Below are 24553 nucleotides of genomic sequence, written 5' to 3'. Positions count from 1 at the left end.
CCACCCGCAAAAGCCAATAAGCTATGACTTAAACACAGGGGTACAGAATGCCTGAGCAAAAAAGCCAGTTTCAATTGACACGCCGCTCTTTCATGTCGGGCGCAGCCGGCTTTGGCCTTGTTGCGGCAAGTGGCATGAGTGGCCTTATCAATTCTGCAATGGCGGCAGAAGGTGATGGCACACCAAAGAAAGGCGGAGTGCTCAAGCTCGGCATTGGAGGCGGCTCTACCACAGACAATTTCGATCCGCGCCTGCTGAAGGATTGGGTTCCGGTCAATCAGGCTTACATGCTGATGAACGGCCTTGTCGAAATCGACGCCAACAACAAGGCTGTGCCTGAGCTGTTTGAAAGCTGGGAACCGTCTGCCGACGCCAAGGAATGGACCTTCAAGGTTCGTCAGGGCGTGACCTTCCACAATGGCAAGACGCTCGACGCTGACGACATCATCTATTCGATCAACCTGCATCGCGGCGAAACCACATCCGGTGCTCGTTCGCTCGCTTCGGAATTTACCGATGTCGTCAAGGTTGATGCCGCTACAGTCAAGATTACGCTGACGAGCGGCAACGCCGATCTGCCTTACATCCTGTCCGATTATCACTTCCTCGTGGTTCCCAAGGACTGGACCGATTTCAACAAGCCGGTCGGCACCGGTCCTTTTGTCTTCGAGCGTTTCCAGCCGGGCGTGCGTTCGCGTTTCACGCGTAATGAAAGCTACTGGAAGCCCAATACGGCCTGGGTCGATGCAGTTGAAGTCATCGTCATCAATGATGTGTCGGCCCGTACCAACGCCATGATGTCCGGTCAGGTGCACGCCATCAATCAGCTTGATTTCAAAACCGTCGATCTGCTCAAGCGCAATCCGAACCTCAACATTGTCCAGTCGTCCGGCGGCCAGCATTTCTCCTTCCTGATGGACTGCACGCAGGTGCCGTTCACCGACAACAACGTCCGCCTTGCCGTCAAGCACGCCATCGACCGGGAGCAACTGCTCAAGACAGCCTTGCGCGGCTACGGACGCTTGGGTAACGACAATCCGATCCCGAGCACCGACCCGTTCTTCGACGCTGCACTGCCGCAGCGTGCCTATGATCCGGAAAAGGCAAAGTTCTATCTGAAGCAGGCTGGCATGGATTCACTGAAAATCCAGCTTTCGGCTTCTGACGCAGCCTTCACCGGCGCCGTCGATGCAGCCGCGATCTTCCGCACTGCTGCAGCCAAGTCAGGGATCGAGATCGATATCAAGCGTGAGCCAGCCGACGGATATTGGGACAATGTCTGGATGAAGGCACCGTTCTGCATGTCTTATCGTGGTGGTCGCCCGACTGCTGATCAGGCCCTGTCGGTCGCTTATGCATCCAACGCATCGCAAAACGATACGCATTGGAAGAGCGCTGATTTCGACGCCAAATTGCTCGAAGCCCGTGCAATGCTCGATCAGGCCAAGCGCAAGGAAATCTATGCCGAGCTGCAGGCCATGATCAGCAATGATGGCGGCGCGCTAATCCCAATGTTCGGCGACTATCTCGACGCCACCTCCAAGAAGCTCAAGGGCGTCACCACGCATCCGATGTTCAATCTGATGGGCGCTCGCCTTGCCGAAAAAGTCTGGCTGGAAGCATAATGTTCGTTCTAATTCTCAAGCGTGTGGGGCTCGGGCTCCTCACGCTGTTCCTCGTGTCGGCGTTGATTTTCGCCGGCACGCAGATTCTGCCGGGTGATGTGGCGTCCGCCATTCTCGGTCAGAATGCCACGCCGGAAGCGCTTGCCACTTTGCGCGAAAGCCTCGGTCTCAATCAACCGGTCCTCGCACGCTATTTCGCGTGGCTTGCAGGTTTCGTGACCGGTGATCTTGGCACCTCACTTGCCAACCAGCAGCCAGTTGCCGATCTTTTGTGGCCACGCTTCTGGAATACGATGGCACTGGCAGCCTTTGCCGCGGTCGTCAGCGTTCCAATCGCCATCCTTCTCGGCCTTGTCACCGCGGTCAAACGCGGCGGTATTTTCGACCGTGTTATCAACATTGTGGCGCTGGCCTTCGTTTCACTGCCTGAATATTTCCTCGGCCTGTTGCTGATCCTGTTCCTGTCGATCCGCTTCAACCTGCTGCCAAGCCTTGCCGACACCTATGAAGGCATGACCTTCCTCGAATGGATTCAGGCCACGGCCCTGCCCGCATTGACGCTGGTTCTCGTGACCGTCGCGCAGATGATGCGCATGACCCGCACGGCCGTTTTGTCGGTGATGGATCAGGCCTATGTCGAAACGGCATATCTCAAAGGACTTCGCACCAAGCGCGTTGTGACCAAGCACGCCTTGCCCAATGCGGCGGCGCCTATCGTCAATGTGGTGGCGTTCAACATCGCCTACCTCATCACCGGTGTGGTGCTTGTCGAAGCTGTTTTCAACTATAACGGCCTTGGCCGCTTCATGGTTGATGCCGTTTCAAAGCGTGACCTTCCGCTCGTGCAGGCTGCGGCCCTCGTCTTTGGCGCGGCCTATGTCATTCTCAATATCATCGCCGATGTCGCTGCCATCGCGCTCAATCCGCGTCTGAGGCACCCCCGATGAAAAAGTCTATTCCCCTGACGGCGTGGGTCGGTCTTGCGATCGTCACGCTCTGCCTCCTGATGTTTCTGTTCGGCCCGCTAATCGCGCCTTATGGTCAGGAAGAAATCGTTGGTGCACCGTTTGATCCGCCATCGGCACAGTTCTGGTTCGGTCTCGATCAGAATGGTCGCGACATGCTCTCGCGCTTGCTCTTCGGTGCGCAGATGTCGATTGGCGTGTCGCTCGCAGCGTCGCTCCTGTCATTCAGCGTTGGGGTGCCGCTCGGCTTCCTTGCAGCCATCTTCGGCGGCTGGGTCGATACGATCCTTTCGCGCATCGTCGATACCGTCATGTGCATTCCGGTGCTCATTTCGGCGCTTGTCATCCTGCAGGCGCTCGGCTCGTCACTGCCGGTTCTGATCATCACCATCGCATTGCTTGATTCCACCCGCGTGTTTCGTTTGGCGCGTATCGTGGCGCAGGGCGTCAATGTGCTGGAATATGCTGAAACCGCCCGTCTTCGTGGCGAAGGTCTTGGCTGGTTGATCTGGCGTGAAATCCTGCCGAATACGCTGCCGCCGCTGATTGCGGAATTCGGCCTGCGTTTTTGCTTCACCTTCCTTTTCGTGGCCGGTCTGTCGTTCCTTGGCCTTGGCATTCAGCCGCCATTCGCGGACTGGGGCGGCATGGTGAAGGACAACCAGCAGGCTATTCTCTACGGCCTCTACGCACCGCTTTTCCCGGCGGCTGCAATCGCCATCCTCACTGTTGGCGTCAATCTCGTCGTTGACTGGCTTCTCGCCGGACGCACGACCACGCAGGGAGCTGATCGATGAGCAAGGATATCGTTCTTTCAATCTCCGACCTCGTCGTCAAAGCACCCAATGGCGCAACGCTTGTTGATCATGTCGATGTGACGCTGAAGCGCGGTGAAGTGCTCGGTCTCATTGGCGAGTCCGGTGCAGGTAAATCCACCATCGGCCTTGCCGCGATGGGCTATGGCCGTGGTGGCTGCAGGATCGCTGAAGGCACAGTTGTCGTTGACGATATTTCGCTGATGGATGGCACCCGCGAGACCCGTGAAAAGGCGCGCGGCGCACGCATCGCCTATGTGGCACAAAGTGCGGCGGCGTCGTTTAATCCGGCGCACCGCATCGGTGATCAGATCATGGAAGGACCGCTTTATCACGGCCTCATGACCAAAGCCGAAGCAAAGAGCTGGATGCTGGAGCTGCTGCATACATTGCAGCTTCCAGATGCCGACACTTTTGGCGATCGCTATCCGCATCAGGTTTCCGGCGGACAGTTGCAGCGCGCGATGGTTGCCATGGCCATGTCATGCCGCCCGGATATTCTGGTGCTGGACGAGCCGACAACCGCGCTTGACGTGACAACGCAGATCGAAGTGCTGGCACTGCTGCGCAGCCTGATCCAGCGTTACAACACTGCCGCTCTTTACATCACGCATGACCTTGCAGTCGTGGCCCAAATTGCCGACCGCATCATGGTTCTGCGTCACGGCAAAATGGTCGAGCTTGGTTCTGCAGAAGAAATTCTCGAAGCGCCAAAGCAGGACTATACCCAGCGTCTGGTGTCTGAGCGTGAATCGAGCATTTCGGGCGAGCAGGCCGAACACAAGACCGGCGAAATCCTGCTCGAAGTGAAAAACGCAACCGCCTATTACGGCAAGAAGCTCGTCCTGACCGATGTGGGTTGCTACATCCGTCGCGGCGAAACGCTTGCGGTCGTGGGTGAATCCGGTTCCGGAAAATCAACGCTTGCGCGCATTATTGCAGGCCTGCCGCCGCACTCAAGCGGTATCATCACGCTTGCCGGACAACGGCTGGAAGCGAACTACAAAAAGCGCTCGCGCGAAGAACTGCGCCGCATTCAACTGGTTTACCAGCTGCCCGATGTGGCATTGAACCCACGCCAGACCGTTGGTGAGATCATCGGTCGTCCGATGAAGTTCTATTTCGGCATGAATGAGGACCAGCGCGAGATCGAGGTCAAACGTCTGCTTGAACTGATCGGACTGCCTGCCGATTTCGCAAGCCGCCTGCCGGGTGCGCTTTCGGGCGGACAGAAGCAGCGTGTGTGTATCGCACGTGCGCTGGCAGCAAAGCCTGATCTCATCATCTGCGATGAAGTCACCTCGGCGCTCGACCCGCTCGTGGCTGAGGAAATTCTCAGACTTCTGCGCAAGTTGCAGGACGAATTGCACGTGTCTTATCTCTTCATCACCCACGACCTTGGCGTCGTCCGTCGGCTCGCCGACCGCACCATGGTGATGCAGAAGGGCAAGGTGGTTGAAACCGGCACCACGAAGGCAATCTTCGAACCGCCTTACGAGCCCTATACGGAGCAGCTCATCACATCCGTTCCGGAGCTGCGCCGCGACTGGCTGGACGACATACTCAAGGTTCGCGCCGCCAGCTAAACTACCGATGCGGCGCTAATGCCGCACCGGCTCCTCTTTATTGAAATTGGAACCGATCATGACCGTCAATATCACCGAGCACCTGTGGATCACCCTGAAAGATGGCACCCGTCTTGGCGCGCGCCTGTGGCTGCCTGAAGGCGCCGAGGCAAATCCCGTTCCTGCCGTGCTCGAATATATTCCATACCGCAAGCGCGACGGCACGCGCGGCCGCGATGAGCCAATGCATGGCTATTTCGCACAGAACGGCTATGCCGCGATCCGTGTCGACATGCGTGGTACGGGCGAATCCGATGGACATATGGCTGACGAATACATCCAGCAGGAACAGGATGACGCGCTGGAAGTCATCGCCTGGATCGCTGAGCAACCATGGTGCAGCGGCAATGTCGGCATGATGGGCAAGAGCTGGGGTGGCTTCAACGGCCTTCAGGTCGCAGCCTGCCGTCCACCAGCATTGAAGGCGATCATCACCGCCTATTCGACCGACGACCGTTTCCGCGACGACATCCACTACATGGGCGGCCTGCTGCTCAATGATAATCTCTGGTGGGGCACCATCATGCTCGCCTATCAGTCGCGTCCGCTCGATCCGGCGATTGTGGGTGCCAGTTGGCGTGATGCATGGATTGAACGTCTGGAACGCCTGCCATTCTTCCCGGCGCTCTGGCTCGAACACCAGCATTACGATGAATACTGGAAGCATGGCTCGGTCTGCGAAGACTGGTCGGCAATCCAGTGCCCGGTTCTCGCCATTGGCGCATGGGCCGACAGTTACACCAATGCTGTTCCGCGCCTGCTCGAAAACCTGCAAGTTCCTGCGCGCGGCATTATCGGCCCTTGGGGCCATGTCTATCCGCAGGACGGCCTGCCGGGTCCGGCAATCGGCTTCCTGCAGGAAGCAGTGCGCTGGTGGGACCAGTGGCTCAAGGGCAAAGACACCGGCATCATGGACGAGCCGAAGCTGCGCGCCTATGTCTGCGATACCATCGAGCCGACTGGCTCACGCGACTTCACCAATGGACGCTGGGTTGGCGAACAGAACTGGCCGTCGACGGAAATCACGCCTAAGTCCTTCGCGCTTGGTGCAGATTTCACGCTGGGCAAGGCCGATGCCGCCAAGGCTGTGCTTTCGATTTCCTCGCCAAACAGCCACGGTAAGGCTGGCGGCGAATGGATGGCAACGGGTTGCCCCGGCGAACACCCGACCGATCAGCGTCTTGACGATGGCGGCTCGCTCAACTTCGACACACCCGTCCTGACCGAAGATCTTGAAATTCTGGGTGCGCCGGTTGCTCGCCTGACATTTACCGTTGATCAACCGGTTGCACAGGTTTCGCTGCGCCTGAGCGACGTTCTGCCGGATGGCCGCATCACCCGCGTCAGCTATCAGGTCTTCAACCTCAACCACATCAACGGCCACGACAAGCCGGAAATGCTGGTGCCGGGCAAGACCTATGAAATCGCGATCAAGCTCAACGATAGCGGCTACAGCTTCAAGAAGGGTCATCGCATCCGTCTTTCGGTTGCAACCGGCTACTGGCCGATGGTCTGGCCATCGCCAAAGCGTGTAACACTGACGCTCGATACCGCTTCGTCGGTTCTCGATCTGCCAGTGCGCCCGGCATCTGTCGATGACGCGAAGGTTGTCTTCCAGAAGCCAGCGCATGGCCCCGCAACGCCGATGACCCAGCTTGATCCGGGCAGCGTCCGCCGCTGGACCGAACAGGATCACGTCACCGGCGAAACGCTCTATGTGACGGAAGGCATCGGCGGTCTGTTCGGCGAAGGCATCTTGCGCTTTGACGATCTCGGCACGCAGTTGAGCCACAGCCTCAAGCGCGAGCTGCGCGTCAATGACAATGATCCGCTATCGGCATCCTATGTGCTGACACAGGCCTATCAGATGGGGCGTGAAGGCTGGATGATCGACATCGAAAGCACCACGAAGATGCATTCAGATGCTGAGAGTTTCTACATTTCCGGCGTACTGACGGCGAAGGAAAATGGCGAGACGGTCAAAATCCGCGAATGGAACCAGACTATTCCGCGCGACCATCTTTAAATGGTCACCACCAGCGTCAGTCCACTTTATTGGATTGACGCTGGTGATGAAACGTATGCCGGACAGCACAATGCCAGTTCAATTCAGCTGAACAAAACGTCGTCGGACGTCAACTCGCTCAGCAAGACACCTTCAATTACAATCCCATTCGTTGCGCCATCGATGCTGACGAAAACACCGTCTGGTGTATCAACTGACGCGGCGACGAAGCTGGCGAAATCAGTTATGACCTCAGTATCCCGGAACAAAAGCACATCGCCACCTTGGACATCAAAGTCGGTGACGTGATCAATATCGTTGGATTGCAGTGATGCATTGTCCCAAATGAATGTATCGGCTTCAGTTCCACCGCTGAGAGTGTCTGCACCGGTTCCGCCCAATAACCGGTCAGAGCTTGCGCCACCATACAGTTTATCATCGCCCTCGCCACCGAGAAGGCTGTCCAGCCCAAACGCTCCATGGATCACGTCGTTGCCCCCGCGACCATTATAGGTATCGTTCCCACTCAAACCTTCACGATAACTCTCGATGCTGACGATGCGGTCGTCGCCGTTTCCGCCGAATATCTGAGCACCCTGATAGGCGGAGATGACGCTGATGTTGAACACCTCGGTCGAGTTATAGTCGGCGGCGTCGAATTTGAAACCGGCTGCCACATCGTCGAAAGTGACGGCCAATGTATCAATACCGTCGCCTCCATCAATGGTGCCAAGTCCTCCATCCGAATAGATCGAAAACGTGTCGTTTCCGGCACCGCCGTGCATTTCAAACCAATAGCCACTATAGCCGCTGTCTATTGATCCTGCGGTGAAGTAGTCGTTTCCGTCGCCTCCAAACAAGGTATCGCCGTCCGTGCCCGTGTTTTGTAAATAGTCGTCGCCTGCTCCACCCAATAATATGTCGGTTCCAGCTCCGCCGTAGAGACGGTCATTGCCATCTCCTCCATTCAGCGTGTCGTTACCTTCGTCGCCCATCAGGGTATCGTTTCCCCTGCCGCCGCTGAGCTTATCGTTGCCATCATTACCGGACAGCGTGTCATTGCCATTACCGCCGTCGATCACATCATCACCGCTGCCGCCCTTGATCTGGTCGTCACCATCCCCGCCCAGTAGATTGTCGTGGCCCGCTCCACCGGTTATCTGGTCGTTGCCAGTGCCGCCTCGCACATAATCATTGCCCGCGCCTGCATGTATGTTGGCAAACTGGAAGCCCATAGCATCTATAGTATCATTGCCAGCGCCGGTCTTGAGGTTGAGGCGTTCCAGATCGGTGAAGTAGAGGTGATCAAAGCTTGAGCTGCCATCTCCCCAATAGGCATGCCCCTGGATTGCGTTAAACGCAACTGAGTCTGAACGATTGGATAAATCGGTAACGAGCGTATCAACCCCTTCACCACCTCTTGCCGCACCGCCCGAAAAATTGAATATGAGGCGGTCGTTGCCGCTGGCGCCGTTTAATTCATCGAACTCCGGCACATTGCGCCATGTTGTTGTCAGGACGTCATCGCCCGCACCGCCGTCGATGATATCGCTACCAAGACCTCCGTCAACGATGTCATTTCCCGCAAAGGCCCAGATGCGGTCATTCTCTTCCGTGCCAACTATAGTATCGGCATCATTGGTTCCAACGATCTTCGGCATCGCATGTCCTCCTACTGAAGATAGCAGAAGTATGGGCGAATATTTCATCATAGTTAAATAAGATAATATTACATTCAAAACTATTTTGATTATCAAAGTAATTTAATGATAGATATTATGGTATATGGAAGGTAATTGTAAATTATAAGTCGACTTGGTTGTTAGCCGATATTCTCATCGAAGCGAAGTGCGATTTGGAACGGAAGCTTCGATTACTTTCATCCAGATGGATGCTTCATCGACCGCAACTGACCGGTGTATGGACGGTACGATTAGGCTTCGTACTCAGTCCCTATTGCAATAGCAGTGCGCGCTTGCTTAATTGAAAAAATGGCGTTTACCCTGCGGCAGTTACAATATTTCATCGCTGTGGCCGAACAGGGGTCTGTGACCCGTGCGGCGCAGAAACTATCCATTTCCCAATCGTCTGTCACGGAAGCCGTCAAAGAACTTGAGACGGACCTGAATGTAGAGCTTTTCGAACGGCACCCTCGCGGCCTTACCGTTACACATAACGGTCATCAGTTTTTGCGCCACGCAACGAAAATTCTGGCAGACGTATCGGATGCCCGTCGCTCCTTCACGGACAATCGCATTCAGGAAAAAGGTAAACTCAATCTCGGCGTCACCTCGCTCGTCGCGGGTTATGTGCTGTCGGACCTGCTTGCCCGCTATCGCCGGGCTTTTCCCGGCGTTGAAATCAGCGCCATCGAGGATAACGGTTCCTATCTTGAACATCTCCTGGTCGGTGGTGAACTGGACGTGGCAGTGATGGTTATCTCCAATCTCCGGGACCGTATGGCACTTCACGCGGAAATTCTCGAAACCTCGCCCTATCGGCTGTGGCTGCCTCTTGGCCATGAGCTGGTCTCCATTGACAGCATTTCTGTTAGCGATATCGCGAAGGAACCTCTGATCATGCTGACAGTGGATGAAATCGAGGAAAATACCGGCAAGCTTCTGGCCGCCCTCGGCGCCCGTCCGCATGTGGCTTTCCGCACGCGTTCGGTGGAAGCCGTGCGCAGTTTGGTAGCCACCGGTGCAGGCATCGCGCTCCTTCCCGATCTCGTCTATCGCCCTTGGTCGCTGGAAGGCGATCGCATCGAAAGCCGCGATGTTTCGGGGTCGCTGCCCGTCGTGCAGATCGGCATGGCCTGGCGCAAGGGATCGAGCCTGCCCCAATCCGCGCGTGACTTTATTGGCATTGCCGAAGCTGCCCGTTCCGGCAGGCTGCGTTAGTCTTCGATATCGGAAAAACCGATATCAGCTTTTCGATAAATGAATTTGCGAAAGGCAAGGTTTCAGCACACGATCCGTTCCGGGAACAAAATCACTGAATGTGAAAAAACGGGAGTGGTCGATGAAAAAGATTCTGCAATCCTGTACCGCTTTGATGGCTGTCGCAAGCTTTGCGACGCAGGCCATCGCCGCCGAACCGCTGAAAGCGATCGGCGAAGGTGAAGGCGCGCTGAGCATCGTGGCCTGGGCGGGCTATATTGAACGCGGCGAGACCGACAAGAATTACGACTGGGTTACGGATTTCGAGAAGGAAACCGGCTGCAAGGTCAGCGTGAAGACCGCCGCCACTTCCGATGAAATGGTCGCGCTGATGAATGAAGGTGGCTTCGATCTGGTCACCGCTTCCGGTGATGCCTCACTTCGCCTTGTGGCTGGCAAGCGTGTTCAGCCGATCAATACCGACCTTATCCCAAGCTGGAAGACCGTAGACGAACGGCTGCAAAATGCGCCGTGGTTCACCGTCAAGGACGTGCATTACGGTGTGCCCTATCTCTGGGGGCCGAATGTGCTGATGTACAACACTGATGTTTTCAAGGACGAAGCGCCGAAGAGCTGGAACGTGGTGTTCGAAGAACAGAACCTGCCGGATGGCAAGTCCAACAAGGGCCGCGTGCAGGCCTATGACGGGCCGATCTATATTGCGGACGCTGCCCTTTATCTCATGAAGCACAAGCCGGAACTCGGTATCAAGAATCCATACGAACTCAATGAAGATCAGTACAAGGCTGCGCTTGACCTCTTGCGTGGACAGCGCAAGCTCGTCAGCCGTTATTGGCATGATGCCATGATCCAGATTGACGATTTCAAGAATGAAGGTGTCGTAGCTTCCGGCTCATGGCCGTTCCAGGTCAATCTTCTGAAATCGGAAAACGCAAAGATTGGCTCGACTTTCCCGGAGGAAGGTGCGACCGGCTGGGCCGACACCACCATGCTGCATGTGGATAGCGAGCACCCCAATTGTGCCTATAAGTGGTTCGAACATTCGCTAAAACCGAAAGTTCAGGGCGATGCCGCAGCCTGGTTCGGTGCTGTACCGTCCGTTCCGGCAGCCTGCAAGGGTAATGCGCTCCTGACCGATGAAGGTTGCGCGACCAATGGCTTCGATAATTTCGCCAAGATCAGCTTCTGGCGCACGCCGACAGCCAAATGCGAAAGCCAGGGCGAATGCGTGCCCTATCATCGCTGGGTATCGGATTATATCGGCGTCATTGGCGGTCGCTGACATCGACTATCATAAGCTCGAAGATCGCCCTTCCTTCTGTTGAAGGAAGGGAACGGAAAGACGTGCCCGCCCGCCAACAGAGGCTGGCGCTCCATGATGGATAGAACCATGACAGCAGCAGTTCGTTTCGAAAATGTGAGCCGTTACTTCGGCGAAGTCCGTGCCGTCGATCATGTCAATTTGACCATCGCGTCCGGTGAATTCTTTGCCATGCTCGGCCCTTCCGGTTCTGGCAAGACAACCTGTCTGCGGCTGATTGCAGGCTTCGAGCAGCCGACTGACGGCAAGATTGAGATCTTTGGCGAAAGTGCTGGCGGCGTGCCGCCCTACCGGCGCAACGTCAACACGGTCTTTCAGGATTATGCGCTGTTTCCGCATCTCAGCATTCTGGACAATGTGGCCTATGGGTTGATGGTGCGGGGCGCCGGAAAGGCCGAACGACACCGTGCCGCCGAGGACATGCTGGAACTGGTCAAGCTGCCCGGTTATGGCGCACGCAAGCCGAGCCAGCTTTCCGGCGGACAGCGACAGCGCGTCGCGCTGGCTCGCGCCCTCGTCAATAAGCCCAAAGTGCTGCTTCTCGATGAACCGCTTGGTGCCCTCGACCTCAAACTGCGCGAGCAGATGCAGGAAGAGCTGAAGAGCCTGCAAAAGGCGCTTGGTATCACCTTTGTTTTCGTGACCCACGATCAGGGCGAGGCGCTGTCCATGGCGGACCGTATCGCTGTCTTCAACAATGGTCGTATCGTTCAGGCCGGAACGCCGCAGGAAATATATAACCGCCCGCAAACCCGGTTTGTTGCCGATTTTGTCGGCTCCTCCAATGTGGTCGCGCCGGAGGTTATGGCTGCATTCGGCGGCGAACGACGTTGGGCAAGCCTCCGACCGGAATCCATTCGCCTTGCAGACAAGAGTGATACGGTTGGGGTCGCGGCGCGGATCGAAACCGCCAGCTTCCTTGGGTCCGCTACACGTCTCGGTGTTGAAGCTGAAGGCGCCAGACTGCATGTCATGCTGCCGGCTGGTGCAACCGTTCCCGAGACCGGGTCGGAGATCCGTATTGTCTGGAATCCGGGTGACGTTCATTACATGGATCAGGCAGCATGAGCGGCGCGCAGGCTTCCACACTCGGAAACTCCGGAGCAAATCCGACCTCCATCATGCCGCAGCGCGGCGGAATGCTCGGTCGTCTTTCGGACCTGTTCTGGCGTCGTCCGGGGTTGCTCCTGTTTCTCATGCTCACGCCGCCGCTTTTGTGGCTGGGCATTATCTATATCGGCTCGCTGATAGCGCTTCTCTTGCAGAGCTTCTTTTCGGTCGATGATTTCTCCGGTCTGATCGACTATAATTTCACGCTCGCCACCTATGCTCAGCTGCTGAATTCCGCCAATCTCGACATCATCATACGCACCGTCCTCATGGCTACGCTGGTCACGGTCGCTTCGGCTTTCGTCGCCTTTCCCATCGCCTATTATGCCGCCCGTTACGCACGCGGACGCTGGAAGGCGCTGTTCTATCTCGGCATCATGCTACCACTCTGGTCGAGCTATCTGGTCAAGGTCTATGCGTGGAAACTGATCCTTGCCAAGGAAGGCATCCTGACCTGGATATTTGCGAAGCTGCATTTGTCCTGGCTGCTTGACGGCATCCTGTCCTTACCCGTCATCGGCGGCAATTCGCTGTCGGTCAGCTATCTCGGCACGTTCATCGTCTTTGTCTATATCTGGCTGCCCTATATGATCCTGCCGACGCAGGCAGCACTTGAGCGTGTGCCCGGCAATCTGGTCGAGGCGTCGTCCGATCTCGGGGCAACGCCGGCGCAGACTTTCCGAACCGTGCTTATGCCGCTTGCCATGCCCGGCATCATCGCCGGCTCGATCTTCACCTTTTCGCTGACACTTGGCGATTACATCATTCCGCAGATCATCGGTTCGTCGCGCCTGTTCATCGGACAGGCCGTCTATACCCAGCAGGGAACGGCAGGCAATGTGCCGCTGGCGGCTGCCTTCTCCGTCGTGCCGATCGTCATCATGGCCGTCTATCTCTGGATCGCCAAGAAACAGGGGGCTTTTGATGCGCTCTGATCGCAACAACCGCGCTTCCTTCGGATTGAAGCTTGCTGCCGGACTGGGCCTCGCCTTCCTGCATCTGCCGATCCTGCTGATCTTCGTCTATGCCTTCACGACGGAAGAAAAAAGTTATCAATGGCCGCCGCCGGGCTTCACGCTGCAATGGTTCGCAGTGACATGGAACCGTGCCGATGTGTGGTCATCGCTTGCGCTCTCCGTGCAGGTGGCCACGATTGCCACCGTGATCGCGCTCGTACTCGGAACGTTGTGTGCTGCCGCCGTCAGCCGAACGCATTTCTTCGGACGCGAAAGCATTTCGCTGCTGGTCATCCTGCCCATAGCTTTGCCCGGCGTTGTAACCGGCATCGCCTTGCGCTCGGCCTTCTCGCTGTTCGACATTCCGTTTTCGATGTGGACCATCGTGCTCGGTCACGCGACCTTCTGCGTGGTGGTCGTCTACAACAACGCGGTTGCACGTTTCCGGCGCACCTCCGGTTCGCTGATTGAAGCCTCGATGGATCTTGGCGCCAACGGGTTCCAGACATTCCGCTATGTGATCCTGCCGAATATCGGAACGGCCCTGCTCGCAGGCGGCATGCTCGCCTTTGCACTGTCCTTCGATGAGGTGATCGTCACCACATTTACTGGCGGCCAGCAGATGACCCTGCCGATCTGGATGCTTCAGGAACTGATCCGTCCACGCCAGCGCCCCGTCACCAATGTGGTGGCCATGGTGGTGGTTCTGGTGACCTTCCTGCCCATCCTCGCAGCCTACTATCTCACTCGTGATGGCGATCAGGTCGCCGGTCATGGGAAATGACACAAGGGAGAACGACATGAACACCGAAATGTTGATTGGCTCGCGCTTTGAAGCGGGTACGGAGACGGAAGAAAACGTCCTCAATCCCAAGACCGGAGAGACCGTTCTCAAGCTGCCCGAGGCATCGCTAGGACAGGTCGACGCTGCAGTCGCCGCCGCCGACAAGGCATTCAAGACCTGGTCACGCACCACACCCGCCGAACGTTCCAATTATCTCCTCAAAATCGCCGATGCGATTGAGCGGGACGCTGAAGGGTTCGCCACGCTGGAAGCGCTCAATTGCGGCAAGCCGATCAATGCTGTCATCAATGACGAGATTCCGGCCATCGTGGATTGTTATCGCTTCTTTGCGGGTGCAGTGCGTAATCTTCATGGACCGCTTGCCGCCGAATATATCCCGAACCACACATCGATGATCCGTCGTGATCCGGTTGGCATTGTCGGCTCCATCGCTCCTTGGAATTATCCTTTGATGATGATGGCATGGAAACTGGCGCCAGCCATTGCGGGCGGCAATACGGTGGTTTTCAAACCGTCCGAACAGACCCCGCTGACCGCGCTGAAAATGGCCAGGCTGCTGGCGGATATTCTGCCCGAGGGCGTCGTCAATGTCGTTCTGGGGCGCGGTGAAACCGTGGGCAATGCGCTGATCAATCATCCGCGCATCGACATGGTGTCGATTACTGGCGATGTCGCGACCGGCAAGAAGGTCTTGCAGGCCGCGGCCAAGACCGTGAAGCGCACTCATCTGGAGCTTGGCGGCAAAGCGCCGGTCATTGTTTTCGACGATGCGGACATCGAAGCCGTCGTCAACGGTATCCGCACCTTCGGCTATTACAATGCCGGACAGGACTGCACCGCTGCCTGCCGCATCTATGCAGATGCACGCATTTACGACCGTTTCGTCGCTGACCTGTCGTCGGCCGTTTCCAGCATTCGCTACAATCTGGACGACGACAGCCAGAACGAGATCGGACCGCTCATCTCCCGCCGGCAGCGCGACCGCGTCGAAAGTTTTGTGGCTCGCGCTCGCGAGCACAAGCATATCGAAGTGACGACCGGCGGCAAGACATCGGGTGCCAATGGCTTCTACTTCGAGCCGACCGTCATTGCAGGTGCATTGCAGGAAGACGAGATCGTGCGACGCGAAGTATTCGGACCAGTCGTATCGGTGACGCGCTTCAGCGATGTCGATGAAGCCGTGCGATGGGCCAACGACAGTGATTACGGCCTTGCCTCGTCGGTCTGGACCAAGGATGTCAGCAAGGGAATGCAGGCCGCAGCCCGCCTGCAATATGGCTGCACATGGATTAACACCCACTTCATGCTGACAAACGAGATGCCGCATGGCGGCCTGAAACAGTCGGGCTACGGCAAGGACATGTCGATTTACGCGCTGGAAGATTACACCGCCGTGCGCCATGTCATGATAGCTCACTAGGGGAAATGCCGAGAAGTGAGAGGCATTGTTCGGAACGAGATGCGCGCCCAAAACCATAATAGTTAGAGCGTTGATCCGATTGTAACAGATCGACACTCTAACGCTCGCGACGGATGTGTTGATCGGTGTGGATAGCAGCGGGTTCCGCTGCTATCCACAAGTCGTTAAGCGCGCATATCTGGTTTTGTTATGATTTCATCAGGCCAGAAGTAAAATATCTCCGTGTGCAATTTTGCTGCGAGCCCCGCAAGAACATGAAACGGCGAACAATGGTCTTTTGCGAACTGGTTGCAATTCTGGAAGGTAGTCGCAATCGGACGCCCTTTGGTTCCGCGGCGAACCAGAGGAAGATGCTTCAATCTCATAGATCTGGTCAAATAGCCCGAAGACACGGCTAGCAATACTCCTAATGGGATCTTGCTCGTTCATATTTTGCGTTGGCAACGATGCATCTCTGCATCCAAGAAAGCGCTTTCGCTCAAAATAAAAGAATAGTTCTATTTTTAGAATAGACGTACTCTATATATAAATAATCCTCTATTTTTTATCTCACAACTTATACTATAAATATCTCTTCGTAATCCCGTAATCCGATTTTGTAAATTACGAAGATGCTCATGAAATGAATCCCTGAGAGCAGTATTATCCGGGGATCCATCAAGGCCGATATTTATATTTCTACGCTCGCCAATCAGGTCCGATTTCTCTCTTGTTAGGCTTGTATGCTCATTCCTTAACTCTCTCACGCTATGATTTTCATAAGGCTGTGCATTTGGATTTTTCTCTGGTCCAAATTCTGGTCTGTTTAGCTCCTGATTTTCCCCATCGCCTCGTGGGTTTCCACTGCCACCGGGAGCATCACCGCCGCCACTGCCACCCGAGGCATCGCCACCGCCACTGCCGCTTGGAGCGTCACCGCTGCCACTGCCACCCGGGGCATCACCGCCGCCACTGCCACCGGGAGCATCACTGCCGCCACTTGGCTCGTTGGGTCGGGATTTTTTAGCAGGCGGTTCATCGCTGTCGACGTCTTTTGCTGCGTCTTCAGCGCCGTCCTTCAGAGCCCTGTCACCGGCTTTCTCGGCATCTTTTACCAGCGGTTCTTCATCGCCATCTGCCACCTCAGCTGCCTGAACGCCAACCCTAACTGCGTCATTCAATACCGGCGCCACGGGCCCTAATACTTTATCCTCGACATCCACTACATCTCTTTCAACTCTTCTTACATCTTTCCTTATCGCCTTAAATACATGAATATGTCCGGTTGGATCGGTATTGTTGATGGGATCGCCCGCACAATAGGCATAGGGATTGATGCCGCCTTGACCGAAAGGACTGAGACTGTCGGGTGCCGTGAATCGACGCAAAACGGGACTGTAGAGCCGATATCCATTGCCCAGATGATAGCCGTCGAGGAGCGCAGATTTGCGTTCGCCATTGTAACCAAGCAGACTGGTATCGTCGGCGTCAGTCGATTGTTCCCCATGCGGACCATAGGCCAGGGGGTGGGACGTATTGCTGCTGTCAACGCTGAGGATGGATCCGCTGGCATCAGCACCTGAAAGCCAAACACCTGCATTGCTGCCCGTGTGCACCTGAGCGAGATTGCCGCCCGGCCCGGCAACGAAACGCACGTTGTTGGCATCCTGGATTTGATTGACGAGCGTGGAGCCCCGATAGAACAGTTTGGTTCCATCTTCATCGATGAGGCGGCCCAGGGGGTCATAGGCCAGGTTCGATGTCTGGCCTGCTTTCGTGACAGACAGGAGCGCGCCGCAATTGATGCCGATATCGTAAGTAAATATACGCCCCTCGCCATCGTTCACAAGACACCCGGCTTCATCATAGATGAGCGTGGTGACAACGGGCATTGTGGTCACGCCGAAAGAACTCGTCTGTATATGGGTGACGGTTTTCAGTTGACACGGATCGGTAGCGTCGTAGGCGCAAAGCATTTGATCGTACGACTTGTCCTGATAGGTCGTGGAAAGTTGCGTGATGTTGTCGTATGGATCATAAGTGAACGTCTGTTTTTGTATGGCCAGTCCCTTGGAATCCTGGGCAGGCTCTGTGCCGCTGCAGTCATACTCAGTGAGACGATTGCGCGCGTCGTAAGTGTAGGTTTCAACGCGAACTGAGTTGCCATTGCGCTTCAATGTTTTGCCGGCAAGCTGATGGTTGACATTATAGGTGGACGTAAGGGACCAGCTATTTCCAGATGAGCTGCTGGTGACCGTCCAGGTGTCTTCACGATCAAGCTTGTCCCAAGCGAGCGTTGTGGTCAGGGTTGGTTTATTGCCGGCGGAAAGATCGGTCGCTTTCCAGCTATTGAGGCGGCCCAGCACATCATAAGACAGGTCAAGCTGGACATCCGTGTCAGCCACTTGTGTCGGGCGGCCATAGTGGTCACGATTCTTGATACTCCATGTAACGCCGGTCACATCGGTATAGCTTTTTGTCTTTCCTGCTGTGGTGTAGGCGTATGCGGTAGCAGCAGAACCACCCTGAGAGAAAGTTTCACTTTGAAGGCGGCCCGTTGCCTCAAATGTGTTGGAAATGCTGGAGCTGCCTTGCGCGTTCGTACTCGTGGCGGTTTCCAGTGCTCCGGTCCATTTTTGGTAGGTCAGGGTTTTGCTGTCTGCGCCCGGACCGGTGTTACCTGTTACTGAACTGGACGCGATCTTTTTGCTGGCAAGCTTGCCACCCAATTCCGCTTGGTAGATATAGTCTACGGTTACGCCATAAGGCGAGGTGACAGAGGCTGGCGCAGTCAGGCTGCCGCAATCACTATCGTAGGCTGCTGTAAAGCTGCGGCCGCCTGAGGTCTGGCTGGTACAACGCCCTAACCCGTCCACAACACGCTTGCCCATCGAAACGCCATTCACACAGATATCAATCAGAATTTGCGATGGAGAGTCCGGACTGTATGCGCGCGTCACCACAGTCGCGCTCGTCTCTCCATCCGCCTGCGGTAATGTCGTTTTGATGACCCGATCAAAAGCGTCGTAATCGTAGGTGGTTGTCCGACCGAGCTCGTCCGTGCTTGAGCGCAACCGGTTCCATCCGTCATATTTCTGGGTCACGGTGCTATAGGCTGATGCACCACTTGCAGCATCGGATGGATAAAGTGCGGTGTGGGTAGCGTATAGGGAGACATCCTGCGTCGAAACTGTTTTGCTGGTTTTCTTGTCGTCGTTCGTAGTATCTTCATACACACTATCTTCACACAAACTATCTTCACACAAACTATCTTCATACACACTATACTTGGCTTTTGTCAGTGCAATGGGATCCATTGAGGCAAAATGCTGGATATTCAACGCAGTCGTGCAATCGGAATTGCCCCAGTCATCATAATTCGTGCTTGTTGTAATCTGGCCATAGAAGGTGGTGCTGGTCAGCAGATCAAAATCCTGGCTGGTTGTGCTCGTCAGGCGACCGGCATCATCATAGCTGCGCGTTTGCATGACTTGCCAGTCCGAACCACCCTTCAGCATTACCTGTCCGGTAAGGAAGCCACCCAGCCCATCCATTACGGTCTGGCCTTTATTGCCGAATGCATCGGTCGCCGTGATTGTATACGGGGCAGTACTATTGCCGATCACATAGTCGAACGAACGGGTATTTTCGTAATCCGTTCCAACGGCTGTTGTAGCAGCTACAACGCGGCCAAGCTTGTCATAACTTGCCTGCGAGACAACGCCGAGGGCGTTGACGGTTTCCGTAACACGACCTGTAAACCGTGAAGCCGTTTGCTTCTGACTGGTGCCGATGCTGTCGTGTGTCGTGACGGTTGTGGTGCGCGTGATTGTAGGGTCAGAGGGCGTCGTTTTCATAACCGCAGTGGTCACATAACTATCGGAAGCCTCTCCTTGCGGATAATGGGTCTCAACTGTCTGCAAAAGCCGTCCGAATTCACTGCTGGTGCTGTCATACGTATATTCTATTTTTGCCAGAAGCTGATTGCCGCTGAAATGCCGTTCTTCAGCCTTGAGGACGGCATAGCTGTCGAGGCCGGCTGTTGTCGCCTGGGTGGGAAAATTATACTTCTCATAACGATATTGCACCACGTGGTTCTGAACATCGCTGTAAGATGTGGTCGCCGGCGTGGTGGTTTGTGTTTTGATGAAACGGGGAATGTTGCTTGTGATATTGAAGGGATTGGGATCGGCCGGGCAGCCGAGGCCATTTTTGTCATCTTGATCTTCGCCAGACGGCTCGTAATAAGCGTAAGTGATCTGTCCCAACGAAACAGAGTTTTGGGCCGCATCCTGCTTGGTGGAACTTTGTGTCACCATGTTGCCGAAATCGTCATAGGTGAAACTGGCCGTTTCCTGGCGCGACTGGGTTACAATTTTGCCGTTTTCTGTTGTGGTGCGGCTCCAGGTCGTCGTGCTTGCCGTAGGGAACTGGTAATTGGCGGGCTGGCCAGTCACTGGAGTATTCGCGGTTGTGTTATACGTCGTGGATTTGGTGACCGAGCAGTCTTTTTTCTTCGTCACCTGTGAAATCATTTGGTGAAAGCGGTTATAGGTTCGCGTAATAGTCGCGTTCACCTGATCGGCATCAGTGAATGTTTCTGCTGATTGATACGTGTACTCGTTCGCACAGTTTAAAAGTGTGTCCTGTGATGCGTCCCAGGAAAAGACATTCGGCGCACCAAAACCAAGGAAATTGTTGCCGGTGTTATCGGGATTATAATCATAGGTCAGCGTCAAATCGGGCTGTTGAGCGCCCCCACCTGGCTGGCGCGTGAACCGAGTGACATAAGGCAATCTCAGATTCTGCATTGAAGTTGCGTTCAAGGGAAAGCGGTGACCGGTGCCATAAGTGGCTGTTTCAACCAGACCGCCGGGGCTTGTCAGCTTGTATGCCCATTGCCCAGGCCACTTGGAGCCGAAGCTGGTATAATCTATTGCCCACTCCAGGGTCTTGTCTGACGCACCCAGCGCATCGCAATTCGCCTTGAGCAAATAGCCATTATTGAATGACAGAGTGACATTGTATCCTTCTGTTCTTTCCGGCAGTACGGAAAGGACCGTCTGGAGACTGCTGGCATCAGGATACTTGATCGAAAGCAGGGATGTTCCTGCTTCATCCTGAATAGATTGCAAGCGCGGCGGGTTCTGGCTGTAATCCCAGCTCAGGGAGACATAACGACCTTCAGGGGAGAATATCTTTCGCGTCACCTTGACGGCATTGGCAGTGCCCGGCCCGTCAAGAAGCTCAACCGTGCCGTTCTTGTAAAGGACTTTGTAGTTTTTGCCGTCATTCTGAAGCGAAACTGCCTGAAGCCTGTTTTGTTTCAGAATAAGTTTCGTATCCGTATAATATTGTTCTCCACTCGATAACGACAACAGTGTCTGCTGCGTGTCATAACTGGACAGGCCAATCGAAAATCCAATGCCGAAACCCATATTGCCCGTATTCTGAGGCGAGTAACTCAGCCCTAGGGGAATACTGGGACCTAGCAAGTCATTGGCGTTCAATGTGCCGATCGCCAGGTTGATCGTATACTGCCCCATGCGCGGGTCGACGTTACCCGAAAGCGCCGAAGCAAAATTCGTCGCCCTCGTGTAAAACTGAGAAGATATACTGGTCATAGAATACTACTTTCAATATTGATATAAATATAGATTCCATATAAATAAATTTATTGGGTATAATGTATTTGAATATTGTTATAAAGAAGATCATCTGTCAATTGTAAGAGGTGGCTTGAAACCAAGCGAAAAGGCCGAATCTCCGATATCAATTCCGCTGACCGACTTCCGCTCAGCTATTAATCGCCTCGGGGCCTCAGCGTCCATGATCGATGTTGATGACGCCAGTCTGAAGGGCAGGCTGGCGTCATCACGTGCATAAAACTCGAGCGATGACTGCTTTACAGATCGTCCCTATCTACTTACAGGTATCAAACGATACGATTCGGGCTCTCTGTTTGACAGCCAGTTTGCTCTTAATGGCTTTTTCGAAATAACCATTCGACCATTATCGCACCTTCATCATGTATCAGAGATGAACCAGACCGCGGTTCCCTTCTGGGGGTCCATCCCGCTGCTGGAATAAGCTCCCAAATAAACATTATAATAACCGCTATTTTCATCCGAAATGGCTTGTGACATATCCACGGTCAGGTAAAGAGCTTCTTCCTGGTTGTATATTGCAAATGCTTGTGACGACCATATTGGTAGGAAACTATATAATATACTTTGTTGCCAATTATACTGAATATCGACAGAATAAAAAGTCAATGTTAAGCTAGGGACTATAGGGCTGCTTTTCCCGTATGGAGTGTATTGGCTTTCTGTTTCAGACATGTACTGGTCTGTTTGTACGTTATTGACATAAAATGAAAGGGAATTATATGTATAAAAATACCAGCTGGAAGTATTAGGATTTCCAATTATATTGTCTTTGACAATAATATTTTTTGTAGGCTGATTTCCACTCAATTGTAAGCATGCGTATAACCCCGCTGGGGTTTTCATGGACATGGAGCCTTTTCGGTAGTGAGTATTAATCGCACCAGGGGTGCTGGATGGAGAGGCGATGGCCGTCCATGTGGGAGTGTTTGGAGGTGGGGCCGCCAGATCCGTATAGCTCGGAAGAGCGACTGAAGGGGAAAAAGCCCCAGAATTTCCGGACAGATCATAAGCTGTAATGATATAATCATAGGTATAATCAGTGAAGTTTCTAGAGTCGTCACGTACAAGACTTGGGCTGAATATCAGGGTACCCCTTATGGTGTTGGGGTTTTTCACAGTAATATCAATATAAAGGTAGTCTGTGTAGCCGGGAATTGTTATTCCTTGCTGAGCATCGGCATTATCAGGCCAAATATATGCTGTAGTATTGTATCCATTTTTGGATTTACTGGCGTATGGTACAAAACCGCTGGGGTAGTTTAAAGCAATGGTTTGCGTTGGTACATTGGGAGATATTCGATAGATAACAGATGTCCCAGTATTCAAAGTAATTCCAAAATTATATTGACGCCATATTTGGGGAGCGAAATCTGGATAGTTCGTCGGTGGGGTCGTTGAGAAGCTGTCGGTCTCACCATCGTGATATTTATGTTCCAGAGTGCAAGAAAAATCACCTGCTCCATACACTCGGGGAGGCTGTGCCATAATCTCTTTTGGGCCATTGCTGCCTAAATTAGACAATCCGTTCCTATAGTACTTGAGAAGATCACCATCAGTGGGCTGTATTTGAACGCCGAGCGTAAGAGGATTTCGATTGGGATTTGCCATGTTGCATAGAATATAGAACGTTACGCAACTTTGGGAGCTGTCATCAATTTGCCTCGACGAAGCCCCTGTACCTAGGGTTATAAAATCGTTGGCCGTTTGGGTTTGGGCCCAACTCTTGAAGTTCTGAAATTCAGGGGACGAAACAGGGTGATCAGGTGTTGGCGGCGTCGTTAGAAATGGTATTTCCGCACCTGTGTCATAGTCGATCAACCGGGTAGCTGAATTTAGGATGTCTTGAGGAGCGGAAGCTGGTATTGGTGCATTTCCCGGCCCATTTGAATAAGTAGGTGTGAACCAGACATCGACACGCACCATATTATAACCATTGGAATAGAGAGTTTGACTGTAATCTGGATCTATTTCAAGGTTAGTGACAGAATCCCATAACATGGCGTCGTCATTCAATTCGCGATAATTTTTAGGCATTTCTTTCCAATCTGCTTTAATGAATACTATTAATATTATACTCATTAAGTATATTTTTTTATATAATTATCTCAATATAATATCTTGATAGGCAATATTATTAAATTATAGTTATTCTTTACTCTTAACATGATTTAATATTAGATATAACTGTTATTAATTCGGGTTTCGATATAGTGAATACGCACTGTAACTCTACTCGCGTAAAGCCGACCTTGGTATCGCGGTGCTTCGGATCAGAGCTTCAACCGCAACAGCATTTGAAATGAAATGCGGCTTTACGATCAGGCGCTGACATAAAGTATGGCAGTGCCTATGATCATTCATCAATATTGTTGAACGATATCTTCCATGTTAGAACTTGTCCGTCATGGAATGCGCGGTGGCGTATCGTGGCGATCCAAACCCAAGAGAACCACAGAGCGCTTCATGAAGATAAATTCGATCACGCCGCGGCCTGCCGATGCCGCTGCTCGCATGGCCGTCAAACCAGTGATCTGTTATCCGGTCGATACGCTGCCACGACCTGATCTCGATGCCTATCGCGCCCTTCGCGACAAACTTGTTCTTGTCGAGCGCATCACCGTGCAGCCGAGGGATGCAGAGTGCTGGTCCGTTCCGGCCGGGCATTTCTGCCGTATCGTATGCAGCGAGGGACCGCAGGTCGGTGATCTCAACCTGTTCAATGCGGACGACCTCAACGAGAAATTCTATAGCGGCAAGACGCGCGCGCTCAACGGAACCCATGTGGGGCTGGGAGACCAGCTGTTCTCCAGTTTTCCTTACTTGCGTCCGATGGCCACCATCACTCACGACAGTCTGGACTGGTATGGTTTCGACGAATTTGGCGGTGCGGTGCATGACGTGATCGGCACGCGCTGCGATCCTTATACCAATAATCTTCTGAGTCATGGCGGGCAGTACCATCACTGCTGCCATTCCAACCTTACGCGCGCTTTTGCGAAGCAGACGGGCAAGCCGCTGCACGAGGCCGAAACCTATATTCACGACGTGCTCAATGTGTTCATGTGCACGGGCTTCACCCGGGATACTGGGCAATATTTCATGAAGGCAAGCCCTGTTCGACCGGGCGACTATCTGGAATTCTTTGCCGAGATCAATCTTCTTGGCTGTCTGTCGGCCTGTCCCGGGGGTGACTGTTCGGCAGAACATTCTTCCGATACTGCCGCCTGCCATCCGATGGTGGTAGAGATTTACAAGCCAGAACGTCTGCCGGAAGGCTGGGCGCCGCCTGCTCTCAACGGATATGATCGCACACACGGTTTCTGAACCAACAGCAGATCAACAAAAACGCCGCGATCAA

15 protein-coding genes are annotated in these 24553 nt (G+C 54.1%); 12 read left to right on the top strand and 3 right to left on the bottom strand.

Annotated features, from left to right (window positions below; all coding sequences use genetic code 11):
- The first annotated feature begins 47 nt into the window (after window positions 1-47).
- The 5 genes from OHI65_RS04090 to OHI65_RS04070 are packed head-to-tail and all read left to right on the top strand — an operon-like array spanning window position 48 to window position 7056.
- On the top strand, window positions 48-1625 hold the full coding sequence (locus OHI65_RS04090; RefSeq protein WP_011982534.1) for an ABC transporter substrate-binding protein: 1578 nt from the start codon (window positions 48-50) through the stop codon (window positions 1623-1625).
- Window positions 1625-2572, top strand: coding sequence for an ABC transporter permease (locus OHI65_RS04085; protein ID WP_011982535.1), 948 nt, complete (start codon window positions 1625-1627; stop codon window positions 2570-2572). Before OHI65_RS04090 ends, OHI65_RS04085 begins: the two co-directional genes overlap by 1 nt.
- Window positions 2569-3387: an ABC transporter permease gene (locus tag OHI65_RS04080; protein ID WP_010660508.1), complete on the top strand. Its 819-nt coding sequence runs from the start codon at window positions 2569-2571 to the stop codon at window positions 3385-3387. The genes OHI65_RS04085 and OHI65_RS04080 overlap by 4 nt, the downstream gene beginning before the upstream one ends.
- Window positions 3384-4991 (top strand): ABC transporter ATP-binding protein, encoded by a 1608-nt coding sequence (locus OHI65_RS04075; RefSeq protein ID WP_125301111.1) that lies wholly within the window; start codon window positions 3384-3386, stop codon window positions 4989-4991. Before OHI65_RS04080 ends, OHI65_RS04075 begins: the two co-directional genes overlap by 4 nt.
- A 58-nt stretch (window positions 4992-5049) precedes the next feature.
- Window positions 5050-7056: a CocE/NonD family hydrolase gene (locus OHI65_RS04070; RefSeq protein WP_264358739.1), complete on the top strand. Its 2007-nt coding sequence runs from the start codon at window positions 5050-5052 to the stop codon at window positions 7054-7056.
- Between the two features lie 83 nt (window positions 7057-7139).
- On the opposite strand, the gene OHI65_RS22930 is transcribed toward OHI65_RS04070, so the two are convergent.
- A complete protein-coding gene (locus OHI65_RS22930; RefSeq protein ID WP_125301113.1) occupies window positions 7140-8696 on the bottom strand; it encodes a calcium-binding protein in 1557 nt (518 codons plus the stop codon).
- A 330-nt stretch (window positions 8697-9026) separates the two neighbouring features.
- On the opposite strand from OHI65_RS22930, the gene OHI65_RS04050 reads away from it, so the two are divergent.
- From OHI65_RS04050 to OHI65_RS04025, 6 genes are all read left to right on the top strand, one after another.
- The gene (locus OHI65_RS04050) at window positions 9027-9935 is read left to right on the top strand and encodes a LysR family transcriptional regulator (RefSeq protein ID WP_112593038.1); all 909 of its coding nucleotides are present in this window, start codon (window positions 9027-9029) and stop codon (window positions 9933-9935) included.
- Between the two features lie 121 nt (window positions 9936-10056).
- A complete protein-coding gene (locus OHI65_RS04045; RefSeq protein ID WP_094515482.1) occupies window positions 10057-11217 on the top strand; it encodes an ABC transporter substrate-binding protein in 1161 nt (386 codons plus the stop codon).
- Window positions 11218-11325: 108 nt separating this feature from the next.
- Window positions 11326-12324 (top strand): ABC transporter ATP-binding protein, encoded by a 999-nt coding sequence (locus tag OHI65_RS04040; protein WP_125301114.1) that lies wholly within the window; start codon window positions 11326-11328, stop codon window positions 12322-12324.
- Window positions 12321-13301 (top strand): ABC transporter permease, encoded by a 981-nt coding sequence (locus tag OHI65_RS04035; protein ID WP_125301115.1) that lies wholly within the window; start codon window positions 12321-12323, stop codon window positions 13299-13301. The genes OHI65_RS04040 and OHI65_RS04035 overlap by 4 nt, the downstream gene beginning before the upstream one ends.
- Window positions 13291-14106 (top strand): ABC transporter permease, encoded by an 816-nt coding sequence (locus tag OHI65_RS04030; protein ID WP_011982544.1) that lies wholly within the window; start codon window positions 13291-13293, stop codon window positions 14104-14106. The genes OHI65_RS04035 and OHI65_RS04030 overlap by 11 nt, the downstream gene beginning before the upstream one ends.
- 16 nt (window positions 14107-14122) lie before the next feature.
- A complete protein-coding gene (locus tag OHI65_RS04025) occupies window positions 14123-15547 on the top strand; it encodes a gamma-aminobutyraldehyde dehydrogenase (RefSeq protein WP_125301116.1) in 1425 nt (474 codons plus the stop codon).
- A 503-nt stretch (window positions 15548-16050) separates the two neighbouring features.
- On the opposite strand, the gene OHI65_RS04020 is transcribed toward OHI65_RS04025, so the two are convergent.
- Both OHI65_RS04020 and OHI65_RS04015 read right to left on the bottom strand, forming a co-directional pair.
- The gene (locus OHI65_RS04020; RefSeq protein ID WP_264358738.1) at window positions 16051-21150 is read right to left on the bottom strand and encodes an RHS repeat-associated core domain-containing protein; all 5100 of its coding nucleotides are present in this window, start codon (window positions 21148-21150) and stop codon (window positions 16051-16053) included.
- Window positions 21151-21552: 402 nt separating this feature from the next.
- On the bottom strand, window positions 21553-23229 hold the full coding sequence (locus OHI65_RS04015; protein ID WP_125301118.1) for a hypothetical protein: 1677 nt from the start codon (window positions 23227-23229) through the stop codon (window positions 21553-21555).
- 429 nt (window positions 23230-23658) lie between these two features.
- On the opposite strand from OHI65_RS04015, the gene OHI65_RS04010 reads away from it, so the two are divergent.
- Window positions 23659-24519, top strand: a complete 861-nt coding sequence (locus tag OHI65_RS04010) for an urea carboxylase-associated family protein (protein ID WP_125301119.1) — start codon at window positions 23659-23661, stop codon at window positions 24517-24519.
- The last annotated feature ends 34 nt before the right edge of the window (window positions 24520-24553 follow it).

This window comes from Brucella sp. MAB-22 (genome assembly GCF_025908475.1).
Classification (GTDB): Bacteria; Pseudomonadota; Alphaproteobacteria; order Rhizobiales; family Rhizobiaceae; genus Brucella; species Brucella anthropi.
This window is presented reverse-complemented; position numbering and strand designations above follow the sequence as displayed.